General features: G+C 73.8%; 11 protein-coding genes and 2 riboswitches. Of the genes, 2 read left to right on the top strand and 9 right to left on the bottom strand.

The features are described from left to right. The first annotated feature begins 37 nt into the window (after positions 1 to 37). Positions 38 to 808: a YoaK family protein gene (locus U8525_RS08305; RefSeq protein ID WP_374263464.1), complete on the top strand. Its 771-nt coding sequence runs from the start codon at positions 38 to 40 to the stop codon at positions 806 to 808. 23 nt (positions 809 to 831) lie between these two features. On the opposite strand, the gene U8525_RS08300 is transcribed toward U8525_RS08305, so the two are convergent. Next, on the bottom strand, positions 832 to 3,069 hold the full coding sequence (locus tag U8525_RS08300; RefSeq protein WP_374263462.1) for a spermidine synthase: 2,238 nt from the start codon (positions 3,067 to 3,069) through the stop codon (positions 832 to 834). A 210-nt stretch (positions 3,070 to 3,279) separates the two neighbouring features. On the opposite strand from U8525_RS08300, the gene U8525_RS08295 reads away from it, so the two are divergent. Continuing rightward, positions 3,280 to 3,642: a hypothetical protein gene (locus tag U8525_RS08295; protein ID WP_374263460.1), complete on the top strand. Its 363-nt coding sequence runs from the start codon at positions 3,280 to 3,282 to the stop codon at positions 3,640 to 3,642. Between the two features lie 20 nt (positions 3,643 to 3,662). Here U8525_RS08295 and U8525_RS08290 read toward each other — a convergent pair whose 3' ends face one another. The 8 genes from U8525_RS08290 to U8525_RS08255 all read right to left on the bottom strand — a co-directional run bounded on the left by U8525_RS08290 (position 3,663) and on the right by U8525_RS08255 (position 14,748). After that, on the bottom strand, positions 3,663 to 7,310 hold the full coding sequence (locus U8525_RS08290) for a protein kinase (RefSeq protein ID WP_374263458.1): 3,648 nt from the start codon (positions 7,308 to 7,310) through the stop codon (positions 3,663 to 3,665). An 85-nt stretch (positions 7,311 to 7,395) separates the two neighbouring features. Continuing rightward, positions 7,396 to 9,090, bottom strand: coding sequence for an FHA domain-containing protein (locus U8525_RS08285; protein WP_374263456.1), 1,695 nt, complete (start codon positions 9,088 to 9,090; stop codon positions 7,396 to 7,398). Between the two features lie 154 nt (positions 9,091 to 9,244). Further along, positions 9,245 to 9,778 carry a ubiquinol-cytochrome c reductase iron-sulfur subunit gene (locus tag U8525_RS08280; RefSeq protein WP_374263453.1) on the bottom strand — a complete coding sequence of 178 codons (534 nt, stop codon included), beginning with the start codon at positions 9,776 to 9,778 and terminating at the stop codon, positions 9,245 to 9,247. Continuing rightward, positions 9,775 to 10,548, bottom strand: a complete 774-nt coding sequence (locus U8525_RS08275) for a cell surface protein (protein WP_374263450.1) — start codon at positions 10,546 to 10,548, stop codon at positions 9,775 to 9,777. The genes U8525_RS08280 and U8525_RS08275 overlap by 4 nt, the downstream gene beginning before the upstream one ends. Next, positions 10,548 to 11,870 carry a hypothetical protein gene (locus tag U8525_RS08270; RefSeq protein WP_374263447.1) on the bottom strand — a complete coding sequence of 441 codons (1,323 nt, stop codon included), beginning with the start codon at positions 11,868 to 11,870 and terminating at the stop codon, positions 10,548 to 10,550. Before U8525_RS08270 ends, U8525_RS08275 begins: the two co-directional genes overlap by 1 nt. 189 nt (positions 11,871 to 12,059) lie before the next feature. Then, positions 12,060 to 12,148: riboswitch (cobalamin riboswitch) on the bottom strand. Positions 12,149 to 12,218: 70 nt separating this feature from the next. Beyond that, positions 12,219 to 12,530: a hypothetical protein gene (locus U8525_RS08265; protein WP_374263444.1), complete on the bottom strand. Its 312-nt coding sequence runs from the start codon at positions 12,528 to 12,530 to the stop codon at positions 12,219 to 12,221. Between the two features lie 143 nt (positions 12,531 to 12,673). After that, positions 12,674 to 13,351 carry a cell surface protein gene (locus U8525_RS08260; protein WP_374263441.1) on the bottom strand — a complete coding sequence of 226 codons (678 nt, stop codon included), beginning with the start codon at positions 13,349 to 13,351 and terminating at the stop codon, positions 12,674 to 12,676. Between the two features lie 8 nt (positions 13,352 to 13,359). Beyond that, entirely contained in the window at positions 13,360 to 14,748 is a 1,389-nt protein-coding gene (locus U8525_RS08255) for a hypothetical protein (RefSeq protein WP_374263438.1), read from the bottom strand. Between the two features lie 155 nt (positions 14,749 to 14,903). Then, positions 14,904 to 15,131: riboswitch (cobalamin riboswitch) on the bottom strand. Positions 15,132 to 15,168 lie beyond the last annotated feature (37 nt).

The following is a 15,168-nucleotide window of genomic DNA, read 5'->3' as shown; positions in this document are numbered from 1 at the left end:
CGTGGCCCGCCCCTCCTCCCGGGTGGGCCCGCCCGTCATGTTCAGTGCCCAGACGTCGCCACAATCCCGCCGTGCCTATTCCCGCCTCTCCGTGCTGCTGGCCTCCGTGGCCGGCGCGGTCAACGCCATGGGGTTCGTGGCGCTGGGCGCGCATGCGTCCCACATGTCCGGCAACATGGCCACGCTGGGCGAGTCCCTCGCCCAGGGCCGCTGGGGCGCGGCGCGGCTGCCCGCCCAGCTGATGACCCTGTTCGTCGCCGGGGCCTTCTGCGCCACGGCGCTGCTGGACGCCGCGCGCCACCGCACGCGGGGCCGGCACGTGGCCGCGCTGCTGCTGGAGGCGCTGGTGCTGGGCAGCGTGGGCGTGGGCCTGACGTCCCTGCCGGACACGCGCGCGCCGGTGCTGCTCTGGGGCCTCGCGTTCTCCATGGGGCTCCAGAACGCGCTCGTCACGCGGGTGTCCGGCGCGGTGGTGCGCACCACGCACGTGACGGGGCTGCTCACGGACATCGGCATCCAGCTGGTGCAGATGCTCGCGTGGGTGCGCGACGGCATTCGAGGCGAGGGCGCGACGGGGCTGTGGCACCGCGTGAGGGACCTGCCCTCCGCCGTGCAGTTCGAGCGCACGCGGCTGCACCTGGGCCTGGCGCTGGCGTTCCTCGCCGGCTCCACGCTGGGCCCGTTCCTGTTCCTGCGCCACGGCGCCGTGACGCTGGCGCTGCCGTGCGCGGTGCTGGGCGTGCTGGCCGCGCTGGACGTGCGGATGACCGTCAAGCCCGCGCCGTCCCACGCCGCGCAGGGGCACTGAGGCCCGTCCGGCCCGCCGCCCTGTCAGGGCGCCACGGGCCGCGCCACGGGCCGCGCGGGCGGACGAGACGAAGGCTCGGGCGCGTCCGTGACGTTCGGGTCGGCCGCGGCCCGTCCCCGGGCCCGGGGACGCAGGGCCTGGAGCACGCTGCTGCGCTCGTCCGTCCAGACGTATTCCGGCTCGCCGCGCAGCGCCAACCGGCGCGTCCGGGCCCGCCCCTCGTGGAAGGTGGAGCCCCCGAAGAACTCCTTGTCCGGGCTCAGCAGCATCCACGCGCTGGACACCGCGTCGCCTTCACTGTCCCGCGACACGAGCGCCGCGGACAGGTTGGCGGCCCGCGCGTGCGCCAGGCTGATGGGCACCAGGTCCAGGTGCTGGTTGCTGATGTGCAGCACCAGCACGCCGTGCGGCGCCAGGTGCTGGACGTAGAGCGCCATCGCCTCCCGCGTCAGCAGGTGCACCGGGATGGCATCCGAGCTGAAGACGTCCAGCGCCAGCACGTCGAACTGGCGCGAGCCGTGCTCCAGCTCCTTCTCCAGGGAGATGCGCGCGTCGCCCTCGACGACCTCCACGTGCGCGGGCGTGTCCTTCAGCGTGCTGAAGAAGCCCCCCTGCCCCCTGGCGAGGGCGATGATGACGGGGTTGATTTCATAGAAGCGCGCGTCGTCCCCGGCGGCCAGGAGCATGGCGCTGTTGCCCACGCCCAGCCCCAGCATGCCCACGCGCAGGCCGGTGGGCAGCCCCAGCGCCTGGCGCCACCGGCGCTGCTCCGCGAGCGCGAGCCCCAGGCCGCTGTCCGCCGTGTAGTACGCCGAGGGGACGCGCCGGCGCTCCGGCTGGATGTACTGCCAGCCGTGGGTGATGGCGCCGTGGCGCAGGGCGTACTGGTGCTGCTTCGGGTCGTCCGGGAACAGCTCCAGCACGCGCACCACGCCGAAGAAGTTGCGCGCGGCGAAGCGCACGCGCCCCAGGTCCGTGGCGACGAGCACCGGCAGGTGCACCGCCACGCCCACCAGCATCGCCCCGCGCAGCAGGCGCTGCGTGCGCGCCACGACCGACTCCGCCTTCGGCCTGCGCATCAGCCCCACGAAGGCGACGCCACAGCACGCGGCCAGCGCCAGCGGGTGCTCCCAGTAGGCGTTGAAGAGGGCGGGCGCCACCAGGTTGACGAACACGCCGCCCACCACGCCGCCCACGGACACCCAGAGGTAGAAGGCGCTCAGGTAGCGCGGCGCGGGCCGGCGCCGGTACAGCTCGCCGTGGCACACCATGGCGCCCGTGAAGAGGGCGCCCGCGTGGAAGAGCACCTGCCACCCCAGGCCCAGCGACGGCCCCTCCTTGTGCGCGTACGTCACCAGCACCACGGAGGCGATGAGCCCCACCGAGTACGGCGTGCGCGCGTAGAGGGACTCGCGCGAGAAGGCCAGGATGAAGGTGAGGAGGTACACCGCCAGCGGCATCACCCACAGGAAGGGCCCCGCCGCCACGTCCTGGGAGAGCTTGTTCGTCGTCGCCAGGAGCAGCACCGACGCGCACGTGCTCAGCCCGAGCCACGTCAGCGTGGGCCCCAGGCCCGGACGCGGCGCCGTGGAGGCTTCGGCGGCGGCGTGGGTGGAGTCCCCGGCGGAGGCCTCTCCCAGGGCGTTCGCGGGGGCGCGGCGCAGCAGGTCCCTGGCGCAGGCCAGGATGCAGAGGACGAAGAAGACGAAGCCCACGGCCCAGCCCCAGGCCTGCGCGCTCCGGCCCACCCAGGGCTCCACGAGGAACGGGTAGCCCAAGAGCGCCAGCAGCGAGCCCGCGTTGGACAGCGCGTAGAGCACGTACGGCGAGCGCTCCGGCCGCGCGCGGGCGAACCAGGCCTGGACGAGCGGGCCGGTGGTGCTGAGCACGAAGAAGGGCAGGCCCAGCGTGGCGGCCAGCATCCCCATCAGCCGGAGCACGGGCAGGTGCTCGTCCACCGGGCGCCACCCCTCCCCGGGCGCCAGCGGCGAGCCCGTCCACGAGGCCCGCGCCGCCAGCGCCGCCAGCGCCACCACCAGCAGGCCCAGGTGCAGGAGGGCCTGCGCGCGCGGACGCAGCCGGGAGGCCACGACGTGCGCGTAGGCGTAGCCCGCGAGCAGCACCGCCTGGAAGAACAGCATGCACACGGTCCACACCGCGGGCGTGCCGCCGTACCACGGCAGCGCGTACCGGCCCGCCAGCGGTTGGACTCCGAAGAGCAGGAAGGCGCTGGTGAAGATGGCGAGCGCGTAGCGCACCATGCGGCCTCGGGGGCGGGGGGAGACACACGGCGTAGGGGTCCCGCGCTCCCAGTGTTTCCCGCTGGGACGACAGTCTTGTCAACACGGGCACTTCCCGGAGCCCGGCGGGCGGCCGGGCAGGTAGCTGTCGGGGCGGGTGGCCGCGGCGGGCATCGGCCCTAACTTCCCGGGCGGATGGGCGCGGACTCGCTCGCGCCGGGGGGGGACATCATGAAGGGCTTCAAGCGCGCGGTGGGGCTGGGGCTGCTGGTGGGCGGCGCCCTGGGAGGCTGGGGCTGCGGCAAGGAATCGCCTCCGGCGGACACGCAAGGGTTCCAGGATCCCGTGCAGCTCCAGTATCGCTCCCGCGAGGCTCAGGCCGGGAAGGCGGCGAGCAACAACCTGGGCGACACCGCCAGACAGGAGGGCGGCGGCACGCCCTACAACAGCAACAGCCGGGGCGCGATGGGCGGCAGCGAGGAGCTGGGCACGGGGCTCGCGGAGAGCTACCGGGGCGCGGCGTCCTCGCAGGGCACCGGCGGCTCCGGGCGCGACGCGGGCACGGGGACGATGGACGCGGGGACGCGCCGTTAGGCGCGGCTTCCCTGTGGCGGCTACTCCTGGGCGCGCTTCACGATCTTGAGCTTCTCATGCAGGTTCTTCACGGCCCTGAGCGTCGGCGTCCTGCTCCCCCCTTCGTTGAAGTCTTCCACCAGCTTGCCGTACAGGTTGCACGCCAACCCCATGGCCTCGCAGCCGTGCTTCTCCTCCAGCGTCTGGAAGAGCGTCTTCGTCTGCGTCCACTCCTTCTCCAGCTCGAGGGGGAGGTTGCTCACCTTGGCGGGACGGGCCGGCGCGGCGCGCTTGGGAGGGCGTGACGGCGCTGGCTTCTTCGCGGCGGGGGTGGACGCGGCGGTGCCCTCCGCCGACGCATTGGGACCGAGCAGCTCATCCGCGGTCAATGCCGAGAGGGCCTCCTCGGCGGGGGCCTGCGGCGCGGGAGGAGTGGCGGCCACGTCCTGGGCCGGGGGCGTGTCCGCCGAAGCCGGCTCGGCCCCAGGCGGACGCCCCGTGGGGCGCGAGGGCCGCGTGGAGAGCTGCTGCACCGGGGTGGGCGGAGGCGGCGTCGACGTCCGCGACTGCTCCAGGCCCACGGCCACGCGCAGCTCCGGGACGAAGTAGAGCCCCGCGCCCACGATGGCCAGCGCGACGACCATGAGCAGCAGGAACATCAGCGCGGAGCGCAGCGCGCCGCCCTTCTTCACCGGCGCCGCCTCACGCCGCGCGGCACGCGGCGGCTCCGAGGGCTCCGGCCGCACCGGCATGGCCTTGCGCCGGGTCGCGGCGTCGCGTGTCGCCCGCGAGGTGGAGGACTCGTCCGGATCCGCGGCGGGCGCGGGGGCGCGGGAGACGGCGCGCACGCTCGACGAGGTGCTGGAGCGCGCGGGCGGCGTGCTCGGTGACGACCCCCGCACGGCGCGCCGGGACCCGGTGCGGCCCCGGGCCGGAGCGGTGGGGCCGGTGTCTGGCTCTCGCTTGCCGGTGGCGGAAGAGGCCTCGCGCAGCAGGGCCTCGTCCAGCATCACGCGGGCCTGGGGCTCCTCGCGGCGCGAGGCGCGGGACGGCATGGGGATGCGCGGGTGCGTGTCCGCGTCGCCCAGCCGGGCCGCCGGGGCGTCATCCGGATCCGCGGAGATGTACGGCACGCTGGCGTCCGACTCCAGCGCGCGCAGATCCACCGCGACCGGGTCCTCCGACGGCCGCGTGTCCTGCATCGTGGGCCGGGGAACCGGACCCGATTCGAGCGGCTCGGGGTCCCGCGAGTCCTCGTCGGCGTCGACGGAGCGGAAGGTCCCGGACTGGATGGAGGGCACCTGGATGGTGGGCGCGGCGTGCGCCGGCACCGGCCGGTTGCCATTCGACGGCGTCGTCACGCCGGGGCGCGAGGGCGCCACCGAGGGCATCGCGGCCGTGGGGCGCTGACCTTCCGGGATGCGCGCTTCCACCGCGCGCGCGGGCTCTGAGGCCCGGGGTATCTCGAAGCCGCGGACCGGCTCGGGAGCCCGGGGCGCATCGAAGCCGCGCGAGGACTCCGAGGCCCGGGGTGCATCGAAGCCGCGCGAGGGCTCCGAGGAAGCCCGGGGCACATCGAAGCCGCGCGAGGACTCCGACACGCGCACCGCATCGAGGCCCGGCAGGGGCTCCGACGCGCGAGCCGCATCGGATGCGGGCGCAGGCGCGGGCCGGCTGCCGCCGGACGGCGTCATGCCACCAGGGCGCGCCACCGACAGGGCCGGCGTCGTGCCGCCAGCGCGCACCGCCGACAGGGACGGCATCGCGGCGGTGGGACGCTGTCCCTCCGGGATGCGCGCCTCCGCGGCGCGAAGCTCGGCGCCGCTGGAGCGGCCTCCCGCGGGGAGGGGTTCCTCCGGCCACGGATAGGGGCTCTCGGGGAGCTCCTCGTCCTCCTCCAGGAACGGGTCATCCGGCGGAGGCGGCGGCTCCATGAACGGCAGCGACTCGCCCGACGCATCGGGCATGGGCGGAGGCGCCACCGGCCGGGATGCATCCGCCGGCACGACGGGCACGGGCCCATCCGCCGGCCGCACGGCGGGAATCGCCGCCATCGGCGGAGGCGGCACGCCCCGCGGCCCCACCGAATCCGAGAACGGCAGCGAGGCCCCCCGCCCGCCCGCGTCCGCGAACGGCCGAGCCACCGGCACGTCCGGCACCGGAGGCGCGTCGCGCGGCGGCGGGCCTGGCTCCGCGTACGGCAGTGACGTGGCGCGCGGCGCGGTGGGCTCGCTCGACGCCTCCGAGGCCGGCAGCGCCTCCGCCCGGGGCGCGGTGGGCTCACCGGCTGGCGGGGCCGCCGCCTCCAGCGCGCGCTCCTCGGCGGTGCGGATGGCCGGCAGGCCCTCCAGGATGGTGGGCCGCTCCATCGCGTCCTGGCGGACCTCCACCGTGGGCGACGGCTCCGACGACGCGGGGCTGGGCCGCAGCTTCGCGCGCGCCGCCTCCTCCAGCGCCTCCACCGGGAACGCGGGGCGCGTGGACTCGTCCACCACCACGCCAGGGCGCGTCTCGCCGTCGTCGCGCACGCCGCCGCCGTCCTCGCGGCTGCGGGGCGTGGGGTGGAACGACAGCGCCTCCACCGGCCCGTCCAGGCGGATGGTCTTGGGAGGCAGCGTGGCCGCCTGCATCGTCGGGCGCGGCGCGGGGGCCACCGATTCGTACGAGCCGCTGCCGCGCGCGTCGCGCGACACCTCGCGCAGCGACGCCAGCAGGCGCCGCTCGGACTGGTAGTCCGCGGAGAACAGGTCGCGCATGAAGCGGCTGACGCTCTCCGGGCCCGCGCTGGTGTCGATCTCCATCAGGCACGCCTGCAGGCGCACCCGGAAGTCCTCCGCCGTCTGGAAGCGCTGGGTCGGCTCCACCGCCAGCGCCTTCGCCACCAACTGCGACACCGCCGGCGGCGTCAGCGGCTCCACCTCGCTGAGCGGCGCCACCTTCGGGTTCGCCACCGCGGACATCAGCTCGCCCGGCGGCAGCGCGTCGAAGGGGTTCTTGCCGGAGATGAGCTCGTAGAGGCACAGGCCCACCGCGTACAGGTCGCTGCGGCGGTCCACCGGCTGGTGCCGGGCCTGCTCGGGCGACATGTAGAGGAACTTGCCCAGGATGATGCTGGGGTTCGTCTTCGCCGCCGACAGCCGGCTCTTCGCCAGGCCGAAGTCGATGACCTTCACCTCCCCCTCGTAGGAGATGAGGATGTTCTGCGGCGAGATGTCCCGGTGGACGAGCTTCAGCTCCTTCTCTTCCTCGTCCCGCTTGCGGTGCGCGTACGCCAGCGCGTCCAGCACCCGGCCCATCACGTACAGCACGAAGGTGAGCGGCAGCGGCGTCTGCCGGTCCCTCACGCGCGCGGCCACCTTGCGCAGGTCCTTGCCGTCCACGTACTCGAGGGCCATGTAGGCCTCGCCCTCGTGCACGCCCATGTCCAGCACCTGCGCGATGGAGCCGTGCCCCAGCCGCACCAGCGTGCGCGCCTCCCCGACGAAGCGGTCGACGAAGTCCTGGTCCTCCGCGAACTGCGGGAGGATCTTCTTGATGACGCACAGCTTCTCGAAGCCCTGCGCGCCCTCCAGGCGGGCGAGGTAGATCTCCCCCATGCCGCCGGTGGCCAGGTGCGACAGGAGCGTGTACCGGCCGAAGGGCTGCGGCCGGAAGGGACGCAATCGGGCGGGCGGGTTCGAAGAGCTCATGCGGTGCGGGGGTCCACCACGGGAAGCGCATTGAACCCCGAGCAGGGGGGCTGCTTCAACCGGCCAACCGGCCGAGCCGGCCGCCTCACCGGATACCGGGGTTGGTCAGCATGCCCATGTCCTCTTCAATCACCTCGAAAACCGCCACCTTGTCGCGGGGCGGCCGCACCACGCGCTCGCCCAGGGGCATCACGTCGAAGCGGGCGCCGGTGGCGGCCAGGAGCTTGCCGGTCATCAGCACCTGCCCGGGAGCCGCGGTGGAGGCCAGCCAGCCCGCCATCCCCATGCCCTCCCCCACGGCGCTGTACTCCATGCGCGCCTCGGTGCCGATCATCCCCACCAGGGCCTTGGTGGAGTGCAGGGCGATCCGCAGCTCGCACCGCTCGTCCTGGGGCCTGCGGGCCATGCCCCGCTCCCAGTCCGCGCGCAGGGCCAGCGCCGCGCGCACCGCGCGGACCGCGTCGTCGCCCTTGGCGTAGGGCACGCCGAAGAGCGCGCGCATGGACTCGCCGAGGAAGCCCTCCACGGTGGCCTCGAAGCTGAAGATGATGCCGCTCATGCGCGCGTGGAAGTCGTTGAGCAGCTGCGTGGCCCGCGCCGCGCCCAGCCGGGCGATGACGGCGCTGAAGTCCGCCAGCTCCGCGTGCAGCACGGTGAGGTTCTTCTCCTCCAGGCCCGGCAGCTTGCCGCCCGTGCGCTGGGCCTCGGCGGAGCGGCGCTCGGCCACCTCCGGCGAGTGGAAGCGCTCCAGGTTGCGCCGCATCCGGTCCGTGCTGGAGCCGTCGCGCACGGCGAAGCGCTGCACGCCGCTGGCCACCAGGTGGGCCACCGCGGTGCACGCGTCCAGCATCAGCTCCAGGCTGGTGTCGCCCCCGCCGGGCACGTTGACGTAGAGCACGCCCGCGAAGGGCGGCTCGGTGCCGATGGGGATGCACAGCACCCGGTCCACGCCGTACATGATGACGCTCTCGCGTCCGGCGAAGCGGCGGTCGTCGCGCACGTCGCCCACCGCGAGCGCGCGGCCCTGGCGGATGGCCTCGTCCACGATGGCGTCCGACACGGGCACCTCGCCCTTGGCCAGGCGCCCCCGGTGGCGCACCGCCGCGGGCACCAGCGGCCCGGTGGCGTGCTTGAGCAGCACCACCGCCGTGGTGGCGTCGGTGCGCTCCAGGAGCCGGTCCATGGCGGACTCCAGGAACGCGGTCAGCGTGCGCGCGGTGGCCAACGCCTCCGCGGCGTGCACCAGCAGCACCAGCGTCTCGTAGGACACGCGCGGGCTGGCCACGGCGGCGCCGGTGGGCAGGGGCGAGGCGCCGCTGAACGCGTCGTCGAACGGCAGCGGCCCCACGTTGTCCAGCAGGCGCAGCACGTCCGCGTCCTTGACGTTCTTGGCCAGCAGCACGGAGGGCCCCACGTCCGTGCCATGCCCGAAGCGCACGACGCCGCCCGCGCCCAGGTCCATCATCTCCGTGGCGGCGTTCTCCACCGTGTGCGGCTGGCGCACCGCCAGGGTGTTCTCCCCCAGCGCCACGGTGTCGCCCGCGTTCAGGTGCTTGCTGCCCTGGAGCGGCGAGCCGTTCACCCGGCTGCCGTTGCGGCTGCCCAGGTCCTCGATGCGCAGCACGTCACCTTCGACGTAGAGTCGCGCGTGCCGGCGCGACACCAGGTCGCCGCCCAGCACGATGTCGTTCTCGTCCGCACGGCCGAGGCTGGTGACGCCCTCCGGCAGGTCGTACGACGTGTCGAAGTAGCCGGGCCCGTTGATGATGATCTGCCACATCGGGCGCAGGACATTACACGACCTCCCAATCTTCCGAGAGTCCGAGACACTTTCCCGTGGTGGACGGGCGTCCAGCCGAGGACTTGGAGGCCCTCCCGCGTCGCGTCATACCCGGGGAACCCGCCCGATACGGGAGGGCCCCCGGGGTCTGAGTTCACCTGGGGCGGTGGATGAAGAGGGCGTCACCCACGCGCAGGGTGCGGAATGCGGTCAGCGGGCGGGACGCGGGTCCCCGGAGCACGCTCCCGTCCAGGCCGAAGCGCGAGCCGTGACAGGGGCACTCCACCGCCCCGAGCGCTCCGTCCCAGGCCACCGCGCAGTCGCCATGGGTGCAGGTGCGCCACACGGCCCGGAGGCAGCCATCCGCCGCGTGCACCACCACCACGTCCAGCAGCGCCTCCGGGACGCGGACGGTGGCGTGGCCTCCGGGCTCGCGCAGGGTCGGATGCGCGGAGAGGGGGACCTCCACCCAGCCCTCCTCGGGTGTCCCCGGGACGCCGGTGTCACCGCACACGGGGGACGGGCCCGGGTCCGGCGCGGGCAGCACCACGGCCTCGCGCCAGTCGCCGCCGCAGCCCAGCGCGGCCAGGGCGCAGGTGCCGCGCAGGAGCGCGCACAGCGCCTGGCGGCGGTCCACCCCACCCGCCTCCGGGTCATCCGAGGGCAGGTGGGGCGCGCGAGCGCTCACGGCGCGCCGCCGTCCACGAGCTGGCCGTTCACCACGGACAGCGCATCCAGGTCGAAGCCGCCGGACGTGCCGGCGTAGCTGTTGAGCCCCGTGTCGGTGAGGCGCACGAAGCGCGCGCGTGGCAGCCCCACGTCCGCCAGGTCGTAGCCGTCCCCGCCTGCCACGGCCGGGTCGATGGGCGACACGCCGTTGTCCGGGGCCGAGTACACCGGGTGCGTCCCGGCGCAGCCCGGGTAGCCGCCGTCCTTGTCGGTGGCGGCGCACGGGAAGTCGAACCAGGTGACGCCGTCGTCGCTGACGGACACGCTGGCCGTCTCCGCGAAGATGTCGCCGCCGTACTTCTGGAAGGGGTTCTCGAAGACGAGCAGGTCCACGCCCGGGCCGTCCACCGCGACGAGGTCGGTGAACTCCAGGGTGATGGAGCCGCCCTGCCCCAGCGACAGCACGTCCAGCGAGCCCGCGTTCTGCCCGGCGCCCACGGGAGGCCCGAGCACGACGTCCGGGAAGCGGTCCTGCCCGAAGCCAGCCAGGTCGCCGAACTGGTACGCCGTCACCCGGTCCGCGAACGGATCCACCGGGCGCGAGCCGGCGTCGACACCGGCATCGGCGTCCGTCCCCGCGTCCACGTCCGGGCCCGCATCGGGAGCACCGGCATCCTCGCGGGCGCCGGCGTCCACGAACGCCTCATCCGGAAGCGGGGCGGGCTCCGGGTCGCCCGTGCACGCGCCCAGGGCCAGCAGCGCACCGAGCGCGAGCAGCGGGCGCTTCATCACGGCTCCCCCTGCTGGATGCGCACGAGGCGGCGGCCGTTGACGTCCGTCACGCCCACGAGCAGGTCCGAGCCCAGCGACGACAGCAGGTCCACGGCCGTGCACGCATCCGTGGCGTTGAGCACCGCCTGGCGCGTGCCCACGCTGATGGGCTGGTTGCCGCCCAGGCCGGGCGTGAGCGAGAAGCGCGACACGTCGGTGGCGCCGCTGTAGGTCCCGCGCACCACCGCCACGCCGTTGCCGAAGCCCGCGGCGGCGGTGAAGTCAGAGCCCACGTCCACCTTCGGCTCGTTCACGAGCACCACCGGCGTGCGCGAGGCCAGCGCCTCGCCCACCTTCGAGCTGGACACGGCGTACGCCACGTTCACGTACGTGTCCGCCACCGCGTAGCCGAACACCGCGATGCCGTTGCCCGCGACGGCGGTGACGCCGTTGCTGGCCGCGTCCGCAGGGAAGTCCACCACCTTCGCGGCGACATAGGGCTTGGCGGAGGTCACCAGGGCGTAGACGCCCCGGCCGGCCGCCTCGGTGTCCAGGCCGCCGCCGTTGATGAAGAACGCGTCCTGGGTGCCCGCGGCGGTGTAGTTGTCCGGCGCGTCGAGGTAGGTCGTCGCGTCGCGCGTGGACGGATCCACCACGGCGACGGAGCCCGGGGCGGGGAAGCCGCTCTTCGTGTAGCCCGCGAGCAGGCGCGTGCCGTCATAGGCCAGGTAGTAGGACGGGAAGGTCGCGGTCGGGTTGGCGCGATCCGCGGGCGCGATCACCGTGTCGATCGCCGCGCTCCCCAGCGTCACGTCCGGCCAGGTGCCCAGCGAGAAGACGTCACGGCCGGTGGTCGTCTCGCGCAGCGCGAACAGCGAGTACGTGGGGCCGGGCGTGGCCACCACCGCGCGCACCTCCGTGGACAGGGGCGCAGACTCCGCGACGGTGAAGCCCGTCTGGAGCTGGAGCGTGCCCAGCACCTGCTCGCGCGGCAGCGGGGCGCAGGCGACCGTGCCACCATCCGTGTCCGTGCCGCCGTCGGTCTCCGTGCCCGCGTCCGTGCCGGTGCCCGCATCGGACTCCGTGCCCGCGTCCGTGCCGGTGCCCGCGTCCGTGCCGGTGCCCGCGTCGTCCTCTTCGATGTCGACGGCGACCTGGGTGCACTTCGCATCGACGCAGGCCCAGGACTGGCCCTCCGGAGCCGCGCCCTTGTCGCGGCAGTCGAAGGCGTCCACGCACTCGTCGCCGCAGCCCGTGCCGCCCAGCACCATCGCCAGCAGGGCGCCCATCAGCGCCGCGCGCTGGCCCTTCGTGCCCATCCGCTTCGTGTCGGTCCGCATCGCGTCCTCGCTCCTGGCCTCTCCGCATGGAGGCGGAAGAAGCCGTTCCCCCTGGCGGGAGGCCGAGGACGAAAGGCACCGGCCCCCGGGCGCATGTCGCCCCCTGGAGGCCTGCCTTCGCCGTCAGCTCCCCGCGGAGGTTCCGGTCTGTCGCCGGCCCCTCCGTGGGGAGGCTGCCGGGTCGTCGCCAGGTCTTCGGACTCGCGGGAGCGGCGTTCGTGCGAACGCCGCGCCTGCTCACCGCTGCGGGGCAGTCCCGGACTCGCACCGGGTTCCCTGGAAGCCCTCACGCCCCATGGCGGGAAGGCCTCGATGACGGGGCGGGACTATGGCGCCCCTGTGACAAAGTCAATGCGGCGCGGGCTCCGCGCGGCGGTCGCGCATCAGCACGTAGCGCCGCGTGCTGCCATCCACGACGACGGTGGACACCACGCGCCAGCCCTCCGCCCCCAGGCGCTGGAGCTCCGCCAGGTCCTCGTCCGGGCCCTCGCGCTTGACGAAGGTGTACTCATACGCCGGTGCGGGAGGAGGTGGCGCCGCTTCCTTCCGTGGCGCGCCGCGGGACGCCTGGGCCCAGACCGCCGAGGGCACGAGGGACGGCGCGGCCGCGCCGAGCAGGACGCCCAGCAACACGAGGAGTGAGGCGAGACGACGGTTCATGGAAGCGCACCCGGGGGAGGAACAGCGGGCATCTAATCCCGCCGCCCCCACCCCGGAAGCCTTCCCCCGGCCCGGCTGCGCCAGGTGGACGCGCGAAGCCTCCAGGACCGTCCGCTGGAGAACGGCCCCGGCGCTCCGCGCGGCTACGGCAGCTGCACGCCGTTCACCACGGCGACGGCATCCAGGTCGAAGCCGCCGCTGATGCCCGCGTATCCGTTGGCGCCCGAGTCGCGGATCCGCACGAAGCGGGCGCGGGTGAGGCCCACACTCGCCAGGTCGAAGCCGTCACCGCCCGCCACGGCCGGGTCGGTGGCCGGGATGCCGTTGGAGGGGTGCGAGTACACGGGCGTGACGCCCGCGCAGCCCGGGTAGTTGTTCGCCACGTCGGACGACGCGCAGGGGAACTCGTACCAGGTGACGCCGTCGTCGCTGACAGCCACCACGCCTGTCTCCGCGAACGGCTTGCCGTTGGGCTTGATGAACGGGTTCTCGAAGACGAGCAGGTCCACGCCCGGCCCGTCCTTCACCGCGATGTCGGTGAACTCCAGGACGATGACGCCGTTGCGCCCGAGCGACAGCACGTCCAGCGAACCCGAGCCCGCGCCATCCCCTTGCGGCGCGCCCAGCACGATGCCCGGCAGCAGGCTCTGACCGAACCCCGCGCCGGTGCCCGGAGAGAAGGACACGATGCGGTCCGCGAACGGATCCCCCACGAGCGCTTGGGCCTGGGTGGAGTCCTGCCAGTCCTCGCCGCCGCACGCCACGGTGAGGAGCGCGGTGACGCCCAGCGCGAACGACTTTGGAAGAAGGGCCGTCCTCATGGGCATGCTCACGGGGCCTGCTGGATGCGGACCAGGCGCGCGCCGTTCTTGTCATCCACGCCGACGAGCAGGTCCGCGCCGATGGCGGTCATCCCGGTGACGCTCGTGCACTGGTCCACGTAGACGAGGACGGGCTGACGGGCGCCCACGGTCACGGTCGCGCCACCGTTCGTCACGGTGAAGGCGAAGCGCGAGATGTCCGTTCCGGCGAAGTTGTAGTCGGGCGGGACGTAGTCGCCGCGGAGCACCGACACGCCCTCGCCGTGGCCCGCGGCCGCGACGAAGTTGGAGCCCACGTCGAGCGCGGGCGCATCCGCCACGGCGAACGGCGTGCCGGAGGTGAGCGCCTCGGAGATGACCGCCGGGCCCACCGCGCGGCCCTCGTTGAGGAAGGTCTCGTCGGAGTAGTAGCCGAGCATCGCGACGCCGTTGGTGGACACGGCGGTGAAGCCGCTGCCGCCCGTCTCCGGAGGGAGCGTGCCCACCTTCAGCGCGGTGTACGGCGTGACGTCCGTCTTCAGCGCGTAGACGGCCAGGCCGGCCGACACCGTGTCGAGCCCGCCGCCGTTGATGAGGAACGCCCCCGGCACGACGCCCGCGGAGAAGTTGCTCGGCGCGGAGACGTAGGTGGAGCTGGCGGGCGTGGCGACGTCATACACGCCCACGGAGCCCGGGAAGCCCGCGCCGGACTTCGTGTAGCCGGTGAGGACGCGCAGGCCGTCCGTCTCCACGTAGCTGCTGAGGAAGAGCTGAGCGCCAGGGCTCTGGTCCGCGGGAGCGGCCACGTCGAACAGCGACGCCGTGCCCAGCGACACCTGCGGCCACGTGCCCAGTGAGTACAGCGCATGCGGGCCGACGTAGCTGTCCGACACCACCGTGTAGAGCGAGTACGTGGGACCGGGCGTCACGCCCACCGGCCCCGCGGCCGAGGGCAGCGTCGCGGCCTCACCGGCCACGAAGCCCGCCTGGAGCTGGAGCGTGCCCAGCTTCGGGTCATAGGTGGCGGCCTCGCACGGATCCGTTCCGGCGTCGGTCTCGGTGCCCGCGTCGGTCTCGGTGCCCGCGTCGGTCTCGGTGCCCGCATCGGTCTCCGTGCCCGCGTCGGTCTCGGTGCCGGCGTCGGTCTCGGTGCCGGCGTCGGTGTCCGTGCCCGCGTCGGTCTCCGTGCCCGCATCGGTCTCCGTGCCCGCGTCCGGCACGGCGATGGGCGTCTGCTCGCACTTGTTCTCGACGCAGGTGTAGCGCTGTCCCGCGGCGGGGGTGCCCTGGTCGCGGCAGTCGAAGTCATCGATGCACTCATCGCCGCACCCGGTGTGGAGCAGCGCCATCGCGAGGGTCGTCAGCACCCACGTGAAGCCCTTGAGTCCCCGCGCCGTCATCATCCGCTCTGTCTTCATCCGCGACTGCTCCCTTGCATCGCCCCCACGGGCGAGGTGAATCCAAGGGGCGGGGACGGAGAGCGGACCGCGCACGAGGGACACGTCAGGCCACGACACGCCGCGCGAGCGGAAGACCTCCGTCACCTCCCCTCGGAGGCTTCGGTCTGGCCATGCCCGGAGGCATGGGTCGTGGCAGGTCTTCGGACTCGCAGGCGCGGGAGGCCCTCACCGGGACACCCACCTACTGGCCGTCGCTTCCCAGCCCATCCGAGGGCCAGTGCTTGCGGGGACGGCGTTCGTTCCTGCTCACCGCTGCGGGGCAGTCCCGGCTTCACACCGGGTTCCCTTTTTCAACGCCGCACCCTGCGCGGATGCGGCGTACCAACGACGCGCGCTGGAGTATGGCGGACGGCAGTGCTTGTCAATACAGGCGGGCCA

The sequence above is a fragment of the Corallococcus sp. RDP092CA genome, from assembly GCF_041903675.1.
Taxonomy (GTDB): Bacteria; Myxococcota; Myxococcia; order Myxococcales; family Myxococcaceae; genus Corallococcus.
The sequence above is the reverse complement of the archived record's forward strand: the minus strand, read 5'-3'. Positions and strand labels throughout refer to the sequence as shown.